The sequence below is a fragment of the Streptomyces sp. NPDC018964 genome, assembly GCF_044390325.1.
In the GTDB taxonomy this organism is placed as follows: domain Bacteria; phylum Actinomycetota; class Actinomycetes; order Streptomycetales; family Streptomycetaceae; genus Streptomyces.
On record NZ_JBIRYZ010000018.1, the window covers coordinates 94,244 to 116,002 of the forward strand.

16 protein-coding genes are annotated in these 21,759 nt (G+C 71.3%); 9 read left to right on the top strand and 7 right to left on the bottom strand.

Features of this window, described 5'->3' with window-relative positions; all coding sequences use genetic code 11:
- The first annotated feature begins 45 nt into the window (after window positions 1-45).
- The 3 genes from ACH5AO_RS26405 to dnaK all read left to right on the top strand — a co-directional run bounded on the left by ACH5AO_RS26405 (window position 46) and on the right by dnaK (window position 3,250).
- Window positions 46-474 (top strand): OsmC family protein, encoded by a 429-nt coding sequence (locus ACH5AO_RS26405; protein ID WP_030856337.1) that lies wholly within the window; start codon window positions 46-48, stop codon window positions 472-474.
- 80 nt (window positions 475-554) lie between these two features.
- Window positions 555-1,289 (top strand): glycerophosphodiester phosphodiesterase family protein, encoded by a 735-nt coding sequence (locus ACH5AO_RS26410; RefSeq protein ID WP_398928757.1) that lies wholly within the window; start codon window positions 555-557, stop codon window positions 1,287-1,289.
- Between the two features lie 86 nt (window positions 1,290-1,375).
- The gene (gene dnaK, locus ACH5AO_RS26415; protein WP_398928759.1) at window positions 1,376-3,250 is read left to right on the top strand and encodes a molecular chaperone DnaK; all 1,875 of its coding nucleotides are present in this window, start codon (window positions 1,376-1,378) and stop codon (window positions 3,248-3,250) included.
- 19 nt (window positions 3,251-3,269) lie between these two features.
- Here the strand turns inward: dnaK and ACH5AO_RS26420 are convergent, their stop codons facing one another.
- Window positions 3,270-4,085: an SAM-dependent methyltransferase gene (locus tag ACH5AO_RS26420; protein WP_398928761.1), complete on the bottom strand. Its 816-nt coding sequence runs from the start codon at window positions 4,083-4,085 to the stop codon at window positions 3,270-3,272.
- A 73-nt stretch (window positions 4,086-4,158) separates the two neighbouring features.
- Window positions 4,159-5,022, bottom strand: coding sequence for a helix-turn-helix domain-containing protein (locus ACH5AO_RS26425; RefSeq protein WP_398928763.1), 864 nt, complete (start codon window positions 5,020-5,022; stop codon window positions 4,159-4,161).
- 242 nt (window positions 5,023-5,264) lie between these two features.
- On the opposite strand from ACH5AO_RS26425, the gene ACH5AO_RS26430 reads away from it, so the two are divergent.
- Entirely contained in the window at window positions 5,265-5,690 is a 426-nt protein-coding gene (locus tag ACH5AO_RS26430; protein ID WP_398928764.1) for a hypothetical protein, read from the top strand.
- On the opposite strand, the gene ACH5AO_RS26435 is transcribed toward ACH5AO_RS26430, so the two are convergent.
- Window positions 5,672-6,490: a helix-turn-helix domain-containing protein gene (locus ACH5AO_RS26435; protein WP_398928767.1), complete on the bottom strand. Its 819-nt coding sequence runs from the start codon at window positions 6,488-6,490 to the stop codon at window positions 5,672-5,674. The genes ACH5AO_RS26430 and ACH5AO_RS26435 overlap by 19 nt on opposite strands.
- 141 nt (window positions 6,491-6,631) lie before the next feature.
- Here ACH5AO_RS26435 and ACH5AO_RS26440 point away from each other — a divergent pair, with 141 nt between their 5' ends.
- From ACH5AO_RS26440 to ACH5AO_RS26450, 3 genes are read left to right on the top strand one after another with little or no spacing between them, the layout of a single operon-like run.
- Entirely contained in the window at window positions 6,632-6,937 is a 306-nt protein-coding gene (locus tag ACH5AO_RS26440) for a 4a-hydroxytetrahydrobiopterin dehydratase (RefSeq protein ID WP_398928769.1), read from the top strand.
- Window positions 6,938-6,942: 5 nt separating this feature from the next.
- Window positions 6,943-7,716 (top strand): class I SAM-dependent methyltransferase, encoded by a 774-nt coding sequence (locus ACH5AO_RS26445; protein WP_398928771.1) that lies wholly within the window; start codon window positions 6,943-6,945, stop codon window positions 7,714-7,716.
- A 38-nt stretch (window positions 7,717-7,754) separates the two neighbouring features.
- Window positions 7,755-9,626, top strand: a complete 1,872-nt coding sequence (locus ACH5AO_RS26450; protein ID WP_398928774.1) for a rhamnogalacturonan lyase — start codon at window positions 7,755-7,757, stop codon at window positions 9,624-9,626.
- A 70-nt stretch (window positions 9,627-9,696) separates the two neighbouring features.
- On the opposite strand, the gene ACH5AO_RS26455 is transcribed toward ACH5AO_RS26450, so the two are convergent.
- Entirely contained in the window at window positions 9,697-12,372 is a 2,676-nt protein-coding gene (locus ACH5AO_RS26455; RefSeq protein ID WP_398928776.1) for a cellulose binding domain-containing protein, read from the bottom strand.
- Window positions 12,373-12,514: 142 nt separating this feature from the next.
- Window positions 12,515-15,430, bottom strand: a complete 2,916-nt coding sequence (locus ACH5AO_RS26460) for a glycoside hydrolase family 48 protein (protein ID WP_398928778.1) — start codon at window positions 15,428-15,430, stop codon at window positions 12,515-12,517.
- Window positions 15,431-15,923: 493 nt separating this feature from the next.
- Between ACH5AO_RS26460 and ACH5AO_RS26465 the strand changes: the two genes are divergently transcribed.
- Together ACH5AO_RS26465 and ACH5AO_RS26470 are read left to right on the top strand one after the other, a co-directional pair.
- The gene (locus tag ACH5AO_RS26465) at window positions 15,924-17,636 is read left to right on the top strand and encodes a glycoside hydrolase family 6 protein (RefSeq protein WP_398928781.1); all 1,713 of its coding nucleotides are present in this window, start codon (window positions 15,924-15,926) and stop codon (window positions 17,634-17,636) included.
- 163 nt (window positions 17,637-17,799) lie between these two features.
- The gene (locus ACH5AO_RS26470) at window positions 17,800-18,717 is read left to right on the top strand and encodes a class I SAM-dependent methyltransferase (RefSeq protein ID WP_398928784.1); all 918 of its coding nucleotides are present in this window, start codon (window positions 17,800-17,802) and stop codon (window positions 18,715-18,717) included.
- A 114-nt stretch (window positions 18,718-18,831) separates the two neighbouring features.
- Here ACH5AO_RS26470 and ACH5AO_RS26475 read toward each other — a convergent pair whose 3' ends face one another.
- Window positions 18,832-19,620, bottom strand: a complete 789-nt coding sequence (locus ACH5AO_RS26475; protein WP_398928842.1) for an aldo/keto reductase — start codon at window positions 19,618-19,620, stop codon at window positions 18,832-18,834.
- 135 nt (window positions 19,621-19,755) lie between these two features.
- Window positions 19,756-21,582 carry an AMP-dependent synthetase/ligase gene (locus ACH5AO_RS26480; protein WP_398928786.1) on the bottom strand — a complete coding sequence of 609 codons (1,827 nt, stop codon included), beginning with the start codon at window positions 21,580-21,582 and terminating at the stop codon, window positions 19,756-19,758.
- Window positions 21,583-21,759: the final 177 nt, after the last annotated feature.

Genomic DNA, 21,759 nt, shown 5'->3' on the forward strand with positions numbered 1-21,759 from the left:
CGAGCACCGCCGGACACACGGCCGGACATTTCGAAAGGATGCGTCATGGCAGCCACGCGCTCCGCACACACCGTTTGGGAAGGCAGTCTCTTCAAGGGCAGCGGGGTCGTCGCCTTCGACTCCTCCGGCAGCATCGCCGAGCAGCCGGTCACCTGGGCCTCGCGGGCCGAGGAGGCGAACGGGAAGACCAGCCCGGAGGAGCTGATCGCCGCCGCCCACTCCAGCTGCTTCTCGATGGCCCTCTCCAACGGCCTCGACAAGGCCGGCACCCCGCCGACCAAGCTGACCACCTCCGCCGACGTCACCTTCGTGCCCGGTGAGGGCATCACCGGCATCCACCTCACCGTCGAGGGCACCGTCCCCGGCCTGGACGAGGCCGGTTTCGTCGCCGCCGCCGAGGACGCCAAGGTGAACTGCCCCGTCAGCCAGGCCCTGAAGGGCACGAACATCACCCTGACGGCGAAGCTCGCCTGACCCGCTCACCGCACCGCACCACCGCAGGCCGCCCCCTCCCGGGGCGGCCTGCGGCACATCACCTCCCGGAGCCGACCACCATGACGCCACGTCCCGCCGTCTCCGCCCACCGGGGAGGATCCGAACGCGCCGCCCCGGCGACCTGGGAGGCGTACGAGGACGCGCTCGCGTCCGGCGCGGAGTACGTCGAACTCGACGTACGGCGCACCGCGGACGGGGTCTTCGTCGTCCACCACGATCCCCGGGCGGGGCACACCGGCCCGCCGCTGGCCGCGCTCACCCACGCCGAGCTGAACGAGCGCGCCGGATACCCCGTGCCCGTCGTGGACGAGGTCATGGAGCTGGTCGCCGGGAGACTCGTCGCCCATCTGGACCTCAAGGAGACCGGCCACGAGCGGGAGCTGATCGACCGCGCGGTCGCCCTGCTGGGCGAGGACGGAGTCGTCGCCACCACCCTCGAGGACCGTTCCGTCGCCGCCCTCACCGCCGCCCGTCCACGGGTGCGCACCGTGCTGTCCCTCGGCCGGGACGGCAAGGACATCCGCCGGGGCCGGCTGGTGCGGACCCGGATCGGCGAGCTGCTGCCCCTGCGCCGCGTCCGCGCCTGCGGCGCCCACGGCGTCGCCGCGCACTGGCGTCTGGCCCGGGCCGGTGTACTGCGCGAGGCGGCGCGGGGCGGACTGTTCACCATGGTGTGGACGGTCAACGAGGACGCGGCGCTGCGCGGCTTCCTCGGCGACCCGCGCGTGGACGTGCTGATCACCGACCGGCCCCGCCGCGCCGTGGCCCTGCGGGACGCGGACCCCGCTCATTGACAACCACCCGCTCAACCTATTGACAACAGGCCGCTCAAGTTTTGTGCTGGAAGTCCGGAGAGGTGCCCTGACGGAAGGGGACAGCGATGGGACGTGCGGTCGGAATCGACCTGGGAACCACGAACTCGGTGGTGGCCGTGCTGGAGGGCGGTGAGCCCACCGTCATCGCCAACGCGGAGGGCGCCCGGACCACCCCCTCGGTGGTGGCCTTCGCCAAGAACAGCGAGGTACTGGTCGGCGAGGTCGCCAAACGGCAGGCCGTGACGAACGTCGAACGCACCGCCCGCTCGGTCAAGCGGTACATGGGCGACGCGCACTGGCGCTTCCCCGGGCAGGGCTCCGTCGACGGCACCCGCTACACGGCGCAGGAACTGTCCGCCCGGGTGCTGCAGAAGCTGCGCCGGGACGCCGAGTCCTACCTCGGCGAGGACGTCACCGACGCGGTCATCACCGTGCCGGCGTACTTCGACGACACCCAGCGGCAGGCCACCAAGGAGGCCGGGGAGATCGCCGGCCTGAAGGTGCTCAGGATCATCAACGAGCCGACGGCGGCGGCCCTGGCGTACGGCCTGGACAAGGAGAACGACCAGACCGTCCTCGTCTTCGACCTGGGCGGCGGCACCTTCGACGTGTCCCTGCTCGACATGGGCGAGGGCGTCATCGAGGTGAAGGCCACCAACGGCGACACCCACCTCGGCGGCGACGACTGGGACCAGCGCGTCGTGGAGTACCTCGCCAAGCGCTTCAAGGGGCAGTACGGCGTCGACCTGACGCAGGACAAGATGGCCGTGCAGCGGCTGCGGGAGGCCGCCGAGAAGGCGAAGATCGAGCTGTCCTCGTCGACCGAGACCACCGTCAACCTGCCCTACATCACCGCCTCCGCCGAAGGCCCCCTGCACCTCGACGAGAAGCTCACCCGCGCCCAGTTCCAGGAACTCACCGAGGACCTCCTGGAACGCTGCAAGAAGCCCTTCCACCAGGCCGTCAAGGACGCCGGCGTGCGGCTCTCCGCCATCGACCACGTCATCCTCGTCGGCGGCTCCACCCGGATGCCCGCCGTCACCGACCTGGTCCGCGAACTCACCGGCAAGGAGCCGCACAAGGGCGTCAACCCCGACGAGGTCGTGGCCCTCGGCGCCGCCCTCCAGGCGGGCGTCCTGCGCGGCGACGTCAAGGACGTCCTCCTCCTCGACGTCACCCCGCTGTCCCTCGGCATCGAGACCAAGGGCGGCATCATGACCCGGCTGATCGAACGCAACACCACGATCCCCACCCGGCGTTCGGAGATCTTCACCACCGCCACCGACAACCAGCCCTCGGTCGGCATCCAGGTCTACCAGGGCGAACGCGAGATCGCCGCCTACAACAAGAAGCTCGGCGTCTTCGACCTCACCGGCCTGCCCCCGGCCCCGCGCGGCGTCCCGCAGATCGAGGTGGCCTTCGACATCGACGCCAACGGGATCATGCACGTCTCCGCCAAGGACCTCGCCACCGGCCGCGAGCAGAAGATGACCGTCACCGGCGGCTCGGCCCTCCCCAAGGACGACATCGACCGCATGATGCGCGACGCCGAGCAGTACGCCGAGGAGGACCGCAGGCGCCGCGAGGCCGCCGAGACCCGCAACCAGGCCGAACAACTCGTCTACCAGACCGAGCGGTTCCTGCGGGACAACGGCGACAAGGTGCCCGGCGAGACCAGGGCCGAGGTCGAGTCGGCCGTCACGGAGGTGAAGCGGCTGCTGGAGCAGGAGTCCTCCGACACGGCCGCACTGCGCGCCGCCGTCGAGAAACTCGCCTCCGTCAGCCAGAAGATGGGCCAGGCGATGTACGCGCAGGCCCAGCAGACCCCCTCGGAGGGCACCGCACGGCACACCTCGCCACAGGACGACGACGGCGTCGTCGACGCGGAGATCGTCGACGACGACAAGGACACCGGCCGGCGCGAGGACGGCGCGGCCTGACCGCCGTACGCCGCACCGGTCAGGGCTTGCGGGCGACCCCCGCGTACACCGGCACGATGCCCTCCGCCTGCGCCGCCACGTCCTCCGCCTCCGGACGCCACCCGTGCACCGGGATCACCCCCGGGCCCAGCAGTTCGAGGCCGGTGAAGAAGCGCGAGAACGCGGCCAGCGAGCGCGGGTGGAAGGGCGTGCCGCCGCGCTCGAACAGGGCTGCCGCCCGCTCCACGGCCTCCGGGCTGAGATCGGGCGTGACCTGGGAGAGGATCAGGTAACTGCCCGGCGCCAGCGCGGCCGTGTACCGCTCCAGCAGGCCGTACACGTCGTCGCCGTCCGGATCGTCGTCCAGGTAGTGGGTCAGCGCCACCAGCGACAGCGCCACCGGCCGGCCGAGGTCCAGCGACTCGGCGGCCCGGCGCAGCAGCGTGTCGGCGTCCCGCACGTCGGCGTGCACGTACCGCGTGCTGCCCTCGGCGGTGCCGTGCAGCAGCGCCTCGGCGTGCCGCAGCACGATCGGGTCGTTGTCCGCGTACACCACCCGGGCCTCCGCGGCGACGCCCTGCGCCACCTGGTGCAGATTGGGCTCCGTGGGGATGCCCGTGCCGATGTCCAGGAACTGGCGTATCCCCGCCTCGGCGACGGTGCGCACGGCCCGGTGCATGAACCGGCGGTTGGCCCGCGCCCCGCGTAACACCGTGCCGTCCGCCGCGAGGATCTTCCGCGCCAGATCCTCGTCCACCGGGTAGTTGTCCTTGCCGCCGAGCCACCAGTCGTAGACCCGGGCCGGATGCGGCCGGCTGGTGTCGATGTGGACGGGCGCGGTACCGGATCCGGTCATGGGCGTGCTCTCCTCGTGGACTTCGTGGACTTCATGGACTTCGTGGATGCGAAGGCTTGCCCGGGCGCGCGGCTCAGTAGTGCTCGCGGCACTCCCGCAGCAGTTTCTCGGTGCGCTGCGCCGAGGCCGCCCGCGCCGTCATGTGGTCCAGGACCTCCAGGTGCGCCGACACCTCCTTGCGGGAGTCCAGGTACAGGGCGCCGGTCAGGTACTCGGTGAACACCATGTCCGGCAGCTCCGGCTCGGCGAACCGGAACAGCGAGAACGGCGCGTACGTCCCCGGGTGCGGCCCGTCCGCGAACTCGGCGATCTGCAGCGTGATCCGGTCCCGCGCGGAGTACTCGAGGAGCTTGTCGAGCTGGTCGCGCATCACCCGGCCGTCGATGCTCACCGGACGCCGCAGCACCGTCTCCTCCATCAGCACCCACAGGTGCGGCGGGTCGGGGCGCTCCAGCAGCCGCTGGCGCTCCATGCGCAGCGCCACGTGCCGCTCGACCGCCTCGGGCCCGATGTTCCCGACCGTCCCGGCCTCCAGCACGGCGCGCGCGTACCCCTCGGTCTGCAGCAGCCCCGGCACGAAGTGCGGCTCGTAGGAGCGGATGATGCGGGCGGCGCCCTCCAGGCTCACGTACATGCTGAACCACTCGGGCAGCACGTCGCCGTACCGCTGCCACCAGCCCGGCCGGTTCGCCTCCTCGGCGAGCTCGACGAACGCGGCGGACTCGTCCTCGGGCACCCCGTAGGCGCTCAGCAGCAGCTGGACGTACGGGATCTTCAACGCGACCTCGGCGGTCTCCATCCGCCGGACGGTCGCGGGCGCCACCCGCAGGACGCGGGCTGCCTCCTCCCGTGAGAGGCCCGCCGCCTCCCTCAGTTCCTGCAGCCGCCTTCCCAGGACCACCTGGCCCACGGTGGGTGCGGCCCGCCGCTCACTCACGCCACGCCTCCCCGACGAGCCCCGGCCTGCGGGGCCAGTCTGTCATGTTCTCCCGACCCTCTCACGCCCTCTCACGAGCCGCAGGCGACCGCCCCGTTTCACCGGCCTTCCGGTCCCCGCCGCATGACCCGGGAGGTAATCGACCCGGTTCCGCCCGCGCGGGATCGTGGACGCACCGGGTTCCGGGCCGGCGCACTCCGGCCCGGGATCCGGCGACCGATCCCGACGGAGGGTGATTCATCATGTCCGTGACCCAGCTCGCCGTGCTCGCCCGGACCGTGGAGCCGCAGCGGATGCTGCGCCGCTTCCTGGCCCTCGACGCCGTGGTGACCGGTGCCAACGCCGTCGCCTACCTCGCCCTTTCCGGACCGCTCGGCCGGTTCCTCGGGGCCGGTCCGGGCCTGCTGCTCGGGCTCGGCGCCTTCCTCGCGGTGTACGCGGCCGGCGTGGGCCTGCTGGCCGCCCGGCCGCACCCGCCGGCGCCCGGCGTGCGGATCGTCGTCGAGGCCAACCTCGCCTGGACGGCGGTGAGCATCGCCGCCCTCGCGCTGTGGCTCACCCCGACCACGGCGGGCGCCGTGTGGACGGTCCTCCAGGCGCTCACCGTGGCGGGCTTCGCCCTGCTCCAGCACGTGGCGCTGAAGGAGCGTCAGCTCAGCCAGGACTGAAGGTACTTGGCCGTCGCCGGGTCCGCCGGGAGCAGCGTCTCCACGGCCAGCTCGGCGACGGTCACGTCCATGGGCGTGTTGAACGTGGAGATCGACGACACGAACGACAGCGTCCGCCCCCCGTGCTCGATCAGCATCGGCAGCGCGAAGTACGCCACCGGCTCGGCCGGTTCCTCCCGGTGGCCGGCGGTGTCCGGCACCGGGAACGCCGCCACCTCGTCGTACAGCGCCCGCAGCCGCTCCGAGCGGTGCAGGGCGATCTGCCGCCGCATCTGCTCCAGCAGGTGCCCGCGCCACTCCCGCAGGTTCCGGATCCGCGGCGCCAGCCCCCGCGGGTGCAGGGTGAGCCGCACCGCGTTCAGCGGCGGCGTCAGCAGGGACTCCGGGACGCCGTCGAACAGCGCCACGACCCCCCGGTTGGCCGCCACGACGTCGTACACCGCGTCCACCACCAGCGCCGGATACGGCTCGAAGCCGGTGATCAGCCGCTCGACGCCCTCGCGCACCACGTCCAGCGCGGGGTCGTCCAGCGGGGTGTGCGGGTAGTGCGGCGCGTAACCGGCCGCCAGCAGCAGCGCGTTGCGCTCCCGCACGGGGACGTCCAGGTGCTCGGCCAGCCGCAGCACCATCTCCTCGCTGGGCCGGGAGCGGCCGGTCTCGATGAAGCTGATGTGCCGGGCGGAGGAGTCGGCGCGCAGGGCCAGCTCCAGCTGGCTGACCCGCCGCTGCTCCCGCCAGGCGCGCAGCAGCGGGCCCACGCCCCCGGTGCGGGAAGCGGTACCGAACGTGACAGTGGTCATGGCAGGACGGTAATCGAGGAACAGCCGTACCGGGGAGGCGCCCGCTCCCGCCAGGGTCCCGGGGGGTCTTCTGTGGCAGCCTGGGAGTCCCGCACGACATCACGGGATCGCGAGATCCGGACCGGTGAAGGAGCGCAGCCCATGCCCGTCGGACCGCTGTCGCGGAAGGAGATCGAGGAGCGGCTGGCCGAGCTGCCGGGCTGGTCGCTCGAGGGTGACCGGATCACCCGCGCCTACCGGCTCGGCTCGCACGTCGCGGCGACCGCGATGGTCGTCCACATCGCCCAGGTGCAGGAGGAGCTCGACCACCACTCCGACCTCACCCTCGGCTACGACACGGTGACCCTGTCCGTGCACACCCACAGCGCGGGTGGCGTCGTCACGGAGAAGGACCTCGAGCTCGCCCGCAGGGTGGAGGACCTGGCCCCCGGACACGGTGCACACTGAGGCGCGTGCTGGACTACGACGAGGAAGCGGAACGGTACGACGCCTCACGCGGCGGTGAACCACGGGCGGCGGCCGCCGCCGACGCCGTGCTGGGCCTCGTACCGGGCGGCGCGCGGGAACTGCTGGACGTGGCGTGCGGCACCGGCATCGTGACCCGGCGGCTGGCCGCCGCCCGCGCCGGTCTGCGGGTGACGGGCGCCGACCTCTCCCCGGCGATGACCCGGATGGCCGTCACCCGTCTGCCGGGCGCGGTGGTCCGCGCGGACAGCCGCCGGCTGCCCTTCGCGGACGCCCGGTTCGACGCCGTGGTCAGCGTGTGGCTGCTGCACCTGTTGTCGGGGCCCGGGGACGTACGGGCGGCCGTCGCCGAGTGCGCCCGCGTGCTGCGGCCCGGCGGGGTGTACGTCACCACCGTCCACAAGGGCGCCTCGCACAACGTCGGCAGCGACATCGACGAGGTCCTCGCGGCCCGTCCGCGCAGCCCGGTCCCCGACGACCCCGACGCCGTCGACGCCTGCGCCGCCGCGCACGGTCTGCTGCCCGCGGGGGAGGCCCGCTTCCGGGGGCACGGGCAGGGCCGCAGCCCTCGCCGCACCATCGCGGACCTGCGGCGCGGCTGGTTCGTCACCCTGCCGCCCGGAGAGCCGATCGCCGAGGAGTTCGCCGCCCGCCTGGCGGCACTCCCGGACCAGGAACGGCCCCGCCCGGACCCCGTGTTCCGCCTCCGGGCGTACCGGAAGCGGGAGGACGGCAACCCGGAGCGCCCCGGCGGCGACTGAGGGGCGGAACCCATCCGTCCTCCCAGGAGGTCCGTCCCGTGACCCACCCCCACAGGCACCGCGGACGCCGTCTCGTCCTGCCCGCGGCACTCGCCGCGGCGGCGCTGGCCGGCGCCGGTCTGACCGCGCTGTCACAGGCGTCCGCCGAGGCCGCCACCGCACGGCAGGTCGAGAAGCTGGACCGCGGCGTCGTCAGCGTGTACACCGGCAGCGGGAACCTGGTCAGCTGGCGCTGGCTCGGCACCGACCCGGACGGCGTCGCCTTCAACGTCTACCGGGCCGGCACCAAGGTCAACTCCAGCCCGATCACCGGCACCACGACGTTCTTCCACTCCGGCGCGCCCTCCCACGCCGACTACACCGTCCGCGCGGTGGTGAACGGCACCGAGCAGGGCGACTCGGTGCACGCGATCCAGTTCCGCGCCGGCTACAAGGACGTGCCGATCAGCCCGCCGTCCGGCGGCACCACCCCCGACGGCGTCTCCTACACCTACGAGGCCAACGACGCCTCCGTTGGCGACCTCGACGGCGACGGCGCCCTCGACCTCGTGCTCAAGTGGCAGCCCACCAACGCCAAGGACAACTCCCAGTCCGGCTACACCGGCAACACGATCGTCGACGGCATCAAGCTGGACGGCACCCGGCTGTGGCGCATCGACCTGGGCCGCAACATCCGCTCCGGCGCCCACTACACGCAGTTCCAGGTGTACGACTACGACGGCGACGGCAGGGCCGAGGTCGCCATGAAGACCGCCGACGGCACCAAGGACGGCACCGGCGCGGTCATCGGCAGCTCCTCCGCCGACCACCGCAACTCCGGCGGATACGTCCTGTCCGGCCCCGAGTACCTGACCATGTTCAACGGGCAGACCGGCAAGGCGATGGGCACCGTCGACTACGTCCCGGCCCGCGGCACCGTCTCCTCCTGGGGCGACTCCTACGGAAACCGCGTCGACCGCTTCCTCGCCGGCACCGCCTACCTGGACGGCGCCCGCCCCTCCCTGATCATGGCGCGCGGCTACTACACGCGCACGGTGATCGCGGCCTGGGACTGGCGGGGCGGCCAGTTCACCCGCCGCTGGACCTTCGACACCAACTCCTCCACCAACAGCGGCAAGGGCTACGACGGTCAGGGCTCCCACGCCCTCTCCGTCGGGGACGTCGACAACGACGGCCGGGACGAGATCGTCTACGGCTCGATGGCCGTCGACGACAACGGCAACGGACTGTGGACCACGAAGACCGGCCACGGCGACGCCCAGCACCTCGGCGACCTCGACCCGTCGACGTCCGGCCTGGAGTACTACAAGGTCTCCGAGTCCACGAGCCAGCCCGCCGCGCTGTACATCAATCCCGCGAACGGCACGGTCCGCTGGAAGCTCTCCGCCTGCTGCGACAACGGCCGCGGAGTCGCGGGGGACATCTGGTCGGGCAACTCCGGCCCGGAGATGTGGTCCTCCTCCGACGGCGGCATCCGAGACGAGGGCGGCGCCACCAAGGGCCGCAAGCCCTCCTCCACCAACTTCCTGTCCTGGTGGGACGGCGACCCGGTCCGCGAACTCCTCGACGGCACCCACATCGACAAGTACGGCACGTCCTCCGACACCCGTCTGCTGACCGGCTCGGGCGTCTCCTCGAACAACGGCACCAAGGCCACCCCGGTCCTGTCCGGTGACATCCTGGGCGACTGGCGCGAGGAGGTCGTCTGGCGCACCAGTGACAACAAGAACCTGCGCATCTACTCCACCCCCCACGACACGGACCGCCGCATCACCACCCTCCTCCACGACACCCTCTACCGCACGTCCCTGGCCTGGCAGAACACCGCCTACAACCAGCCTCCGCACACCGGCTTCCTCATCGGCGCCGGCATGCCCACCCCGCCCAGGCCCTCGGTCTTCACCCCCTGAGCGGACCCGCAGAGCACGACCCCGGCCCGCCCGTACCGGTGTACGGGCGGGCCGGGGGCTTTCCACGTGGTCAGCGCACCGCGCAGGCCCGTCCGCCCAGTTCGAAGGCGGTCGGCGCCGTGTTCGTCGCGGAGCGGGTCGCCGTGAAACCGAAGGCGACCGACGAGCCCGCCGCCACCGTGCCGTTCCAGTCGGTGTTGCGTACCGTCACCGCCGGACCGGACTGGGTGGGGGACCCGTTCCAGAGCTGGGAGATCTTCTGGCCGTTCGCGAAGGACCAGGTCAGGGACCAGCCGTTCCAGGTGGCCGAGCCCGTGTTGGTGAGCTGGACGTCGGCCTGGAAGCCGTCGCCCCACTGGTTGGTGATCTTGTAGGTCACCGCGCAGGCACCCGACGGACCGGGCTCCTCCGGCTCCTCGGGCTCTTCCGGTTCCTCCGGGTCCGTGCCGGTGTCCGAGGTGTCGCCGTAGACGACACCGCGGCCGTTGGTCGCCACGTACACCCGGCCGTAGACCCGCGGGTCACCGGTGATGGCCGCGCCCGTCCAGCCCCACTGGTGGGCGTCGTCGTTGACCCGGGTCCAGGTCGCGCCCTTGTCCGTGGAGCGGAAGATGCCGCGTACGCCGTCGATCTCCGCGCTGGTGAAGAGCGTCTGGTACGAGGCGCCCGGCGCCGCCTTGCCGAAGCCCACGGTGTCGGCCTCGTCGACGTTCGACAGCTTGGTGAACGTCGCACCCGAGTCCGTGGAGTGCCACAGGCCGTACGGCCCGTCGCTCGCCCCGCCCGCCAGCCACACGTCGCCCTTCGCACCCGGGAGTGCCTTGAAGCGCACGCTGTCACCGGCCGGGAGCCCCGTCGCGGACGAGGCCGTGAACGTCGCGCCGCCGTCCTTACTGACGTAGAACTTCCCGGACTTGAAGCCGTAGAACGTCTTCGGGTCCACCCGGTCGGATTCCACGACCGCCCCCGCCGGGATGCCGCTCGACGCCGACCAGGACGTGCCGAACCCGGTCGCGTAGTGCACACCCGCGCCCTGCGGGCTCCACACGAACCGGCTGCCGTCGGCCGCCGCCGCGACCGTCCCGCCGCCGCTCACGCCCGAAGGGTCGGTGCCCGCGAACCAGTTGGCGCCGTTGTCGGTCGAGAACGCGATGTGCGGCCCGGAGTCCAGGTTGCCGGCCCGGACCACCGTGTTCGGGTCGGACTCGGCGAAGTCGAGGCTGGTCGTCGAGGTGAAGTTCGGCTGGGTGAACATCATCGGCGGGACCTTGGTCAGGTCCGTGTGCCGGAAGCCGCCGACGTCACCGAGCGCGCTGATCAGCGGGGCGCCCGACGGCGGGGAGATCAGGTCGTTGACGGCCGTCTCCTCCAGGCCGCGCACCATCGGGGTGATGGTGAACTTCGACCCGGAGTCCCAGTTCCCCAGGTTCTCCGTGCCGTAGATCGTCGCGCCCGTCCCGTACATCATCCGGTCGGAGTCGAACGGGTCGATCTCCAGTGCCTCCGTCATCCAGCCCAGCTTCGGCGTCTGCTCCGGCGGCGACGGGTTCGCGCCCCAGGTCAGCCAGGGGGAGGACGAGACGTCCATCGTGTAGCGGTTCTCGCGGCTGGGGTACGAGGTGTAGCTCCACGCCTGCGTCCAGGTGCCGCCGCTGTCCGTCGAGCGGAAGATCTGCGTGTCCGGCCACCAGGAGCTGTACGCCGTCGCCATCACCGTGCCCGGGTTCTGCCGGTCCACGGTGAGGCCGCTGAAGCCGTAGTAGGTGTCGGCCTCCGCCACCGGACTGATGTCCGTCCAGGTGCCGGTCGCCGTCGCGTACCGGTACAGCCGCCCCTTGCCGCCGTCGTACGGGCCGCCGGTGTCGCTGTACGCCAGGTACAGGTAGCCGTTCTCGGCGTCGAGGACGCCCTTGTGCGCGAGGTATCCCGTCGGCTGCCCGGCGATCCGCTGCCAGGTCGCGCCCGCGTCCGTCGACCGGTAGACGGCGTTCTCCTTGTCGGCGACCCCGACGTAGATCGTCTCCGTCGCCGACCCGTCGCCGCCCGTCGACTCGTCGAAGGTGACCCAGGTGATGCCCTGGTTGTCGGACGCGTACCCGGAGGTGTCGCTCGGATCCTGCGCGTAGTCCCCGGGGTTGGGGAACGCCGTCACCTCCGACCAGGTGGCGCCCGCGTCGGTCGACCGCCACAGCCCGTGGCCGCTGGGCGCGCCCAGGTACAGCACGTCGTTGTCGTGGGGGTCGACCGCCAGCCGTTCCCCCATGCCGCGCCCCGGCATGTTCCCGCCGAGCTTGAACGGCAGGTCCGCCTTCTTCCAGCTCGCGCCCCGGTCCGTGGAGCGCAGGACGGCGCCGTTCGTCGGGTCCCAGTCGTTGGTGTACGTGCCGACCGCCGCGTACACCCGGTCGGGGTCGGCGGAGTCGGAGGCGAGGCTCACCACACCGGTGTGCCCCCAGTCGTCCCAGCCGACCGAGTCGAGCAGCGGGGTCCAGGTCTTCGTGGACTCCTGCCAGCGGTAGGCGCCGCCGATGTCGGTGCGGGCGTAGGCCAGGTCCTTCTCACCGCGGTTGAAGACGATGCCGGGCACGAAGCCGCCGCCGTCGATGCGCGCGTTCTTCCAGGTGTAGGTGTCGGCGGCGAGCGTGCCGGCCGGTTGTGGGGTGTCGGCGGCCAGGGCGGGCGGGCCGCCGGCGAGCAGACCGGCCGCCAGCGCGAGCACGGCCGTGAGGACACGGGTTCTTCGCACGGGAGTTCCTTCCTCTTGGGGGGAGGGGGGAGTGGGGAGCGTGCGAGGGCCGGGCGGCCCCACCGTGCGCGCGTGGGACCGCCCGGCCGTGTGTGGCCCCGGCGTCAGGTGCCGGGGCCGGTACGCGGAGCGTCGGCGGGGGCTATTCGAGAAGCTCCGCGTACGAGCCCATGGCCAGGGCGATGTCGGCCTGGGCCCAGAACCGGTGGTACGTGAAGGTGGGCGCGGCGCCGCCCGCCAGATAGGACTCGATCTTCGACCACGCCGGGTCGTCCTGGTAGAAGGAACGGATCGACGCGAACGTCGACGACGAGTTGATCACGTCACCGTTGGGCATGGTGCCGGTCCAGCCGCTCGGGACGTGGACCGGGTCGTCGAAGCGGTTGTAGTCGGCGCGGGTCTCCGGGACGGCGATGCCGAGCGCGTCCTGGTTGTTCTCCCACATGCCGTCGAGGAGCGCCTTCGCGGTGGCCGCCGCCTCGGTGTCACCGGAGCGGTCGGCGTAGTACGTCAGCGTCTTGGCGTACGCCGCGGCCACACCGACGTCGTTGGTGTAGTCGGCGACGGTGACGTGCAGCCCGCTGTTGGCGCCGGGCGACGACGCGTTCCAGGTGTCGGGCTTGCCCGACCACTGCAGCGTCGACGGGATCCGGAAGGAACCGTCCGGGTTGACCGTCGTCTCCGACAGCGCCCAGTCGACCCACTTGTCGAGGACCGACTTGGCGAGCGCGTTGCCGGTCTGCTGGTACAGCTCGGCGACCCGCTCCATCGACCACGCCTGGAAGCCGAACCACTGGTTGGACGGCGGGTCGTGGTAGACCGGCTTCTCGTCGTAGTGCATGCCGTAGAAGGTCGGCGTGCCGGACGGCGGGGCCGTGTACCGGCCCGCCCAGCTGTTGGTCGCGCCGCCCGCGATGCCGCCCTCGTCGGACTGCAGCCACCGGTAGAACTCCAGCTGGCGCTGCATCGACTTGGCCCAGTCGTCCGCGCCCGTCGCCGACTTCGGCTTCAGCGGCGCGTACTGGCTCAGCGCGTACGCGGCCAGCGGGTTCTGGTAGCCGCCGTGCGCGTGGCTGGAGCCGATGCGCCAGGCCCAGCCGGCCGAGGTGTCGGTGGCGCCGCCCCAGGCGTAGTACCAGGAGAGCAGGTAGTGCGAGGCGTCCTTGCCGGTGCCGGCCGGGCAGGACGGGCTGGTGCAGTTGCCGATCTTCTTGAAGTACTTGTCGTACATGGCGTAGCGCAGGTAGTCACCCATCTTCGCGGCCTTGGCGACGGTCGCGGAGACCTGGGAGCCCTTGCCCTGGTCCTTGGCCCACAGGTCCGCCCAGTACGCGGCCTGCACGGCGCGCGCGTCGGCGTCCGGGGCGTTGGTGAACTTCCACTGCTTGGCGTACGAGGCGTCCTTGGTGAACAGGTCCAGGTAGCCGTTCTTCCCGCCGTACTTGAAGGCGTCGCAGGTGGGCTGGGTGACGGTCTCCCACACCGACTCCTGCGGGCCGCGCTGGAAGGTGTTGATGTACGACGGTCCGGTGTCCGAGGGGCCCGCCTCGCACTTGCCGGGCGAGTTGCCGTAGCCGTAGACGTTGTCGACGTCCTGGATCCAGTGCATGCCGTAGACGTCGTCGGTGCCGTAGGCGGACTTCAGCTCGGACGCGATCGGGTCGGGGCCGACCGAGACGCCGGAGTCGAGCTGCGACGGGTACTCGTTCGGGGTGTCGTGCTCGGGCGCGTACGTCGCCGGCTTGGAGGCGTTGTAGAAGGAGTTGGTGGGCTGGTCGGCGTGGGTCGGGATCATGTACTTCTCCATGATCTCCCAGGCCCCGTTGAACTTCGACCAGTCACCGGTCACCTTGCCGTACATGGCCTGGAGCCACAGCAGGTAGCTGTACGCCTCCGAGGTGGTCTCGTGGCCGTGGTCCGGTGCCTCGACGATCAGCGTCTCCACCGAGTGGTACGGGATGCCCTCCGGCGAGAAGTAGCCGTTCGCCGGGTCGGTGATCTTCCCGTACAGCTCCAGGAAGCGCGCGTCGTACGTCTTCTCGGCGCCCAGCTGCGTCACCGTGACCGCCGCCTTGGCGTGGCCCGGTGCCGAGGACTCGAAGACCGCCGAGCCGCTGCCCGAGGAGTCGGCGGTGATCGTCACCTCCTGCGCGGTGTTCCAGTTCGACGGCGTGAAGGTGAGCGAGGCGCCGGCGGAGACCGACAGTCCCGAGTTGCCGCTCGCCCGGGCCGTCGTGACGGTCACGTTCGAGGCCGGCTGCTTGGACAGCTTCACCTCGTACGAGCCCGACTCGCCCTGCTGGACGCCGAGTTGGGACGGCGTGGCCACCACGGCGGGACCCGAGGCGACCGTGATGCCGACCGGCGTCGAGGAGGCGGAGGCGCCCATGCTGTCGTACGCCTTCGCCACCAGCGAATGACTGCCCACGGTCAAACCAGAGGCGGAGAGCGTGAAGGGCGAGCTGGTGTCCGTGCCCAGCAGCGTGGTGTCGTCGTAGAACTCCACCTTGGTGACGGTGGCCCGGTCGGCCGCCGCCGCGGTGGCGGCGAGCGGGACCGTCTCGCCCTGCGTGTAGACGGCACCGGCCTCGGGGCTGGTCAGCACGGTGACCGGCGGCTGGTGGGCCCCGACACAGGGGGTGCCGTTGATGGCGAACGACGTGGGAGCGGCGTTGCTGCCGCTGTAGGTGAACTGGCCGCCGGTCGTGACGGCGGCGCCGGCGGCGATCCGGGCGTTGTACCCGGCGTCCTTCACGGTGATGGTCCTGCCGGACTGCGACCAGCTGCCGTTCCAGCCGTTCGAGAGTCTCTGGTTGCCCGTGTAGTCGTACGTCAGGGTCCAGCCGTCGATGACGTCCGTACCGCGGTTGGTGAGGGTGAGGTCCACGGTGAAACCGGAACCCCAGTCGTTCGTCTTGTAGTCGACGCTGCACTGGACGGCGGCCGCCTGAGCGGGGGTCGAGCCGGTCGAGAGCATGGTCAGCGGAAGCACGAGAGCGGCGGCGACGGCTGTCAGCGACCTCCGTAAGCCTCCGCGTCTCCTGGGTGGGGGATGCATGATGCTGGTTCCTCCTGCGACTCGTACATGTCAAGCCTTGAACCAGTGGGAGCGCTCCCATAGTGGGGACGGGGTGGGGGGTGGTCAAGCCTTGTGGCGAATCGAAAACATTCGACGGTTCGACTTGCGTGAAAGTCGGTTCACCCTCTGTTCTTTACCGTCACTTGGCGCTAGCTTCATGTGCACCAGTGGGAGCGGTTCCATCAGTCGACGCGTCCGTCACGACGCGTCCGAGCTGCAAGGAGTCGCTCGATGCGCCACCCCCCGCGTTCAGTACTTTTAGCCACCCCCGTGCACGTGTGGAGCACCTGACGCGGGGTCGCTCGTTCCGTGGGATCCATGTGCCGTCCGTGCTGCCCGGAACCCCCCGGCCGGCACCGCGGGCCTGCCCCCATCAGGTCTGAACGGCACCCCCACCCGTGAGGCACCAGGCCGTGCGATCGTCCGCGCGCGCCCAAGAAGGACAGCCCCCTACGGATAGGAAACCCGCACGATGAGTCGCACCAGAACCGCGCTTCTCGCCGCCATGGCGTTGGTCGCCGGCGCCACCGGGACGGCGATCGCCGCCGCCCCAGGCGCCGCCGGCGCGGCTGCCGCCGTCCCCTGCACCGTGGACTACAAGGTGCAGAACGACTGGGGCTCCGGCTTCACCGCGTCCGTGACGATCACCAACAACAGCGCCGCCAAGTCGTCGTGGTCGCTGAAGTGGTCCTACGCCGGCAACCAGAAGGTCACCAGCGGCTGGAACGCCAAGGTGAGCCAGTCCGGCGCGAACGTCACCGCCGCCAACGAGTCCTACAACGGCACCCTCGCCACCGGGGGTTCGGCCACCTTCGGCTTCCAGGGCACCTACAGCGGCAGCAACGCCGTCCCCGCCACCTTCACCCTCGACGGCGTGACCTGCAACGTCGACTCCGGCGGCGGCCCCACCGACCCGCCGCCGGACCCGACCGGCCGGGTGAACAACCCCTACGACGGCGCCAAGGTGTACGTGAACCCCGAGTGGTCCGAGAAGGCGGCCGCCGAGCCGGGCGGCAGCCGCATCGCGAACCAGCCGACCGGTGTCTGGCTGGACCGCATCGCCGCCATCGAGGGCGCCAACGGCAAGATGGGCCTGCGCGACCACCTCGACGAGGCGCTCACGCAGAAGGGCTCCGGCGAGCTCGTCGTCCAGCTCGTCATCTACAACCTGCCCGGCCGTGACTGCGCCGCCCTCGCCTCCAACGGCGAACTCGGCCCGACGGAGATCGACAAGTACAAGACGCAGTACATCGACCCGATCAAGGCCATCCTCGCCGACGAGAAGTACGCCGACCTGCGGATCGTCACCACGGTCGAGATCGACTCCCTGCCGAACCTGGTCACCAACGTCTCCCCGCGGCCCACCGTCACGCCCAACTGCGACGTGATGAAGGCCAACGGCAACTACGTCAAGGGCGTCGGCTACGCCCTGAACAAGCTCGGCGACGTGCCCAACGTCTACAACTACGTGGACGCCGGCCACCACGGCTGGCTGGGCTGGGACGACAACTTCGGCGCCTCCGCCGACATGTTCAAGCAGGCCGCGACCGCCGAGGGCGCGACCGTCGCCGACGTGCACGGCTTCATCGCCAACACGGCCAACTACAGCGCGCTGAAGGAGGACCACTTCTCCATCAGCGACAGCGTGGCCGGCAAGTCGGTGCGCGAGTCCAAGTGGGTCAGCTGGAACCGTTACGTCGACGAGCTGTCGTACGCCCAGGCGCTGCGCGAGAAGCTGGTCTCGATCGGCTTCGACTCCGGCATCGGCATGCTGATCGACACCTCCCGCAACGGCTGGGGCGGCGCGAACCGGCCCACCGGTCCCGGCGCCACGACCAGCGTGGACACCTACGTCGACGGCGGCCGCTACGACCGCCGCTTCAACACCGGCAACTGGTGCAACCAGGCGGGAGCCGGCCTCGGCGAGCGGCCGCAGGCCTCCCCGGAGCCCGGGATCGACGCCTACGTGTGGATGAAGCCCCCGGGTGAGTCCGACGGGGCGAGCGAGCACATCGAGAACGACGAGGGCAAGGGCTTCGACCGGATGTGCGACCCGACGTACACCGGCAACCCGCGCAACGACAACAACATGTCGGGTGCGCTGGGCGACGCCCCGATCTCCGGGCACTGGTTCTCCGCCCAGTTCCAGGAGCTGATGAAGAACGCCTACCCGCCACTGTCGTGACGGGCTGACCACCGGTCCGCCGGGGCAGGACCTGCCGGGTCCTGCCCCGGCGGACCGCCGCGCCTCGTCCGCCGCACCCTTTTTGCCGGACCGGCAACGTGGGTTGCCCGTCGCCGGTGCGTCGTCGCACCCTGGCGGCATCCGAGCGGAGAGGCTGAGCACCATGGCGCACGATCACGATCACGATCACGATCACGACCACCAGCACGACCACGGGCACAAGCACGGGGGGCACGACCACGGCCACGACTGGGCCGAGATGGCCCCCCTGCTCGAATCCGAGGCGGAGCTGTTCACGCCGCTCTACGAGCGGGCCCTGAACTGGCTGGCGAAGGAGGTGACGGAACCGGGACTGATCGTGGACGCGGGCAGCGGTCCGGGCGTCATCTCGTGTCTGTTCGCCGAGACCTTCCCGGGCGCGCGGGTCGTGGCCGTCGACGGCAGCGAACCGCTGCTGGAGCGGGCCAGGGACCGTGCCGGGCGCCTGGGCGCCGGCGACCGTTTCGGCACCCTCGCCGGTGAGCTCCCCGACGTGCTCGGCGAGCTGGACTACCCGGCCGACCTGCTGTGGGCCAGCCGCAGCGTGCACCACCTCGGGGACCAGGCCGCCGCGCTGGCCGCCTGCGCGGAGCGGCTGGCGCCCGGCGGCACGCTGGCCGTGATGGAGGGCGGTCTGCCCGTCCGGTTCCTGCCCCGTGACATCGGGTTCGGCCGGCCCGGCCTCCAGGCACGCATCAACGTGGTGGAGGAGGAGCGGTTCGGCCGGATGCGCGCCGAGCTGCCGGGCTCGGTGGCCGTCGTCGAGGACTGGCCGGCCCTGCTGACCTCGGCCGGCCTGCACCACGCCCGCTCGCGCACCTTCCTCCTCGACCTCCCCGCCCCGGTCACGGACCGCTCCCGCGCCCATGTGGTCGCCGCCCTCACCCGCACGCGCGAGGTCATCGGCGAGGACCTGGACGCCGACGACCGCGCCACCCTCGACCGCCTCCTCGACCCCGACGACGAGGCGAGCGTCCACCACCGCCCGGACGTGTTCGTCCTGGCGGCCCACACGGTCCACGCGGCGGTACGGCCCGTGTGACGGTCTCCGCGGGCAGTCGTGCCGCAGGGGGACGGGCGGGGTGGGGGCACCCCCCGCCGGGGGAGGCACCTCGTCAGTGCCGGGCCGCGCGACCCACCCCCGCCCCGACAGGTGTCAGCTGTTGACCTCCGCCGGGTCCGAACCGATCCGCCGGTCCTCGTTCAGCGCGCTGATCGCGGCGAGGTCCTCCGCGTCCAGGCTGAACCCGAACACATCGATGTTCTCCGCGATCCGGGACGGCGTCACCGACTTCGGGATCACGACGTTGCCCAGCTGCAGGTGCCAGCGCAGCACCACCTGCGCCGGCGTACGGCCGTGCTTCCGCGCGATCGCCACGATCGCCGGGATCTCCAGGATCCCCTTGCCGGAACCGAGCGGCGACCACGCCTCGGTCGCGATGCCCTGCTCCGCGTGGTACTCACGCGCGGCGTTCTGCTGCAGGTGCGGGTGCAGCTCGATCTGGTTGACCGCCGGGACGACGGACGTCTCGGCGATCAGCCGGTCCAGGTGCTCCGGCAGGAAGTTGGACACGCCGATGGCGCGGACCCGGCCGTCGTCGAGCAGCTTCTCGAACGCCTTGTACGTGTCGACGTACCGGTCCCGGGCGGGCGTCGGCCAGTGGATCAGGTAGAGGTCCACGTACTCCAGGCCGAGCTTCGACAGGGACGTGTCGAACGCGCGCAGGGTGGAGTCGTACCCCTGGTCGCTGTTCCAGAGCTTGGTGGTGACGAAGAGGTCCTCGCGCGGGACGTCCGACTTCGCGAGGGCCCGTCCGGTGCCCTCCTCGTTGCCGTAGATCGCCGCGGTGTCGATGCTGCGGTAGCCGGCCTCCAGCGCCGTCGTCACGGCCGTCTCGGCCTCCGCGTCGGGCACCTGCCAGACGCCGAAACCCAGCTGGGGCATCTCGACGCCGTTGTTCAGGATGATCGGGGGGACCTTGCTCACGAGCTCTCGATCCTTCGGTTGTGGTCGGTTACTTACAGGTGTTACCCCCATCGTCGACGATCACGACTCCCGGTGCATTCCTGACCGGGAAATTCATGTCCGGTAGAGCGCCTCGACCTCGGCGGCGTACGCCTCCTCGATCGCCCTCCGCTTCAGCTTCAGCGACGGCGTGAGCAGCCCGTCCTCCTCGGTGAACGGCTGCGCCAGGATCCGGAACGTGCGGATCGACTCGGCCTGCGAGACCAGGGTGTTCGCCGTGACCACGGCCCGCCGCACCTCCGCCTCCAGGTCCGGGTCGCGCACCAGGTCGGCCGGTGGCAGCCGCGGTCTGCCGCGCATCGCCAGCCAGTGCTCGACGGCCTCCTGGTCCAGGGTGACCAGTGCGGCGACGTACGGGCGGTCGTTGCCGACGACGACGCACTGGCCGACCAGCGGATGGTCCCGCACCCGCTCCTCCAGCACCCCCGGCGAGACGCTCTTGCCGCCGGAGGTCACCAGGATCTCCTTCTTGCGGCCGGTGATGGTGAGGTAGCCGTCCTCGTCGAGGGAGCCGAGGTCACCGGTGGCCAGCCAGCCGTCCTGCAGGACTCCGGCGGTGGCCTCGGGGTCGTTGAGGTAGCCGTCGAAGACGTTGTCGCCGCGCAGCCGGATCTCGCCGTCGTCCGCGATGCGCACGGTGACCCCGGGGATGGGCTGCCCGACCGTCCCGTACCGGGTGCGTTCGGGCGGGTTGGCGGTGGCCGCCGCCGTCGACTCCGTGAGCCCGTACCCCTCGTAGACGTGCACGCCCGCGCCCGCGAAGAACAGTCCGAGCCGGCGGTCCATCGCCGAACCGCCCGACATGGCGTGCCGGATCCTGCCGCCCATCGCCGCCCGGATCCTGGCGTAGACGAGCTTGTCGAAGAGCTGGTGCCGCATCCGCAGCGCCGCGGACGGTCCCGGTCCGGTGCCCCAGGCCTTCGCCTCCATCGCGTCCGCGTACGCGACGGCCACGTCGACGGCCTTCTCGAACGGCCCCGAGCGGCCCTCCCGTTCCGCCTTGCGCCGCGCCGCGTTGAACACCTTCTCGAAGATGTAGGGGACGGCGAGGAAGAACGTCGGCCGGAACGCGGCCAGATCGGGCATCAGCGCCGCCGCGTTCAGCTGCGGCTGATGGCCGAACCTCACCTTCCCGCGGATCGCCGCGACCTCCACCATCCGCCCGAAGACGTGCGCGAGCGGCAGGAACAGCAGCGTCGCCGCCTCGTCGCCCCGGCGGGAGTGGAACACCGGCTCCCAGCGCGCGATGACGGTGTCCGTCTCGTACATGAAGCCGCCGTGCGAGAGCACACAGCCCTTGGGGCGGCCGGTGGTGCCCGAGGTGTAGATGACCGTCGCGGCCGAGTCGGGGGTGACCGCCCGCCGGTGCCGGTGCACCACCTCGTCGTCGAGGTGCGCGCCCGCGTCGTACAGCTCCTGCACCGCGCCCGCGTCGAGTTGCCACAGCCGGCGCATCCGCGGCAGCCGGTCGATGACGGTGGCGATCGTCATCGCGTGGTCCTCGTGCTCCACGACCGCGGCCGTCACCTCCGCGTCGTGCAGCATCCACAGGCACTGTTCGGCGGAGGACGTGGGATAGACGGGCACGACCTGCGCGCCGATCGTCCACAGCGCGAAGTCGAAGAGCGTCCACTCGTACCGGGTACGGGACATGATCGCGACCCGGTCGCCGAACCGGACGCCGCTCGCGAGGAGGCCCTTCGCGAGGGCGAGCACCTCGTCGCGGAACTCCGCGCTGCTCACGTCCCGCCACCGGCCGGCGGCGTCCTTGCGGCCGAGCGCGATGCGCGACGGGTCCTCCTCGGCGTACCGGAAGACCACGTCGGCCAGACCGCCCACCGGAGGTTCCAGGGCCGACGGGGGGCTGGTGAACTCGCGCACTGCCGCCCCCCGCTCCTCGGCGCCGGAATGGTGCGGCGACGCCCTCGTCCCGCACGGCGCCGTGAAAGCTACCCCACGCGGACGGCGGACGGGAGGGGAGCGGAAACCGGGCGGAGCTCCCGTCCGCGCTGGTCAGGGGAGGAAAATGCGCTCACATGGGGAAGGGTCGGACAGAAG

What these genes read in the sequence shown, in the direction of transcription:
- ACH5AO_RS26430 (WP_398928764.1), top strand. Translation starts at nt 5,265, where the DNA reads ATGTCCGTGACCCAGCTCGCCGTGCTCGCCCGGACCGTGGAGCCGCAG.
- ACH5AO_RS26440 (WP_398928769.1), top strand. Translation starts at nt 6,632, where the DNA reads ATGCCCGTCGGACCGCTGTCGCGGAAGGAGATCGAGGAGCGGCTGGCC.
- dnaK (WP_398928759.1), top strand. Translation starts at nt 1,376, where the DNA reads ATGGGACGTGCGGTCGGAATCGACCTGGGAACCACGAACTCGGTGGTG.
- ACH5AO_RS26470 (WP_398928784.1), top strand. Translation starts at nt 17,800, where the DNA reads ATGGCGCACGATCACGATCACGATCACGATCACGACCACCAGCACGAC.
- ACH5AO_RS26465 (WP_398928781.1), top strand. Translation starts at nt 15,924, where the DNA reads ATGAGTCGCACCAGAACCGCGCTTCTCGCCGCCATGGCGTTGGTCGCC.
- ACH5AO_RS26410 (WP_398928757.1), top strand. Translation starts at nt 555, where the DNA reads ATGACGCCACGTCCCGCCGTCTCCGCCCACCGGGGAGGATCCGAACGC.
- ACH5AO_RS26405 (WP_030856337.1), top strand. Translation starts at nt 46, where the DNA reads ATGGCAGCCACGCGCTCCGCACACACCGTTTGGGAAGGCAGTCTCTTC.
- ACH5AO_RS26460 (WP_398928778.1), bottom strand. Translation starts at nt 15,430, where the DNA reads ATGCATCCCCCACCCAGGAGACGCGGAGGCTTACGGAGGTCGCTGACA.
- ACH5AO_RS26475 (WP_398928842.1), bottom strand. Translation starts at nt 19,620, where the DNA reads ATGCCCCAGCTGGGTTTCGGCGTCTGGCAGGTGCCCGACGCGGAGGCC.
- ACH5AO_RS26420 (WP_398928761.1), bottom strand. Translation starts at nt 4,085, where the DNA reads ATGACCGGATCCGGTACCGCGCCCGTCCACATCGACACCAGCCGGCCG.
- ACH5AO_RS26435 (WP_398928767.1), bottom strand. Translation starts at nt 6,490, where the DNA reads ATGACCACTGTCACGTTCGGTACCGCTTCCCGCACCGGGGGCGTGGGC.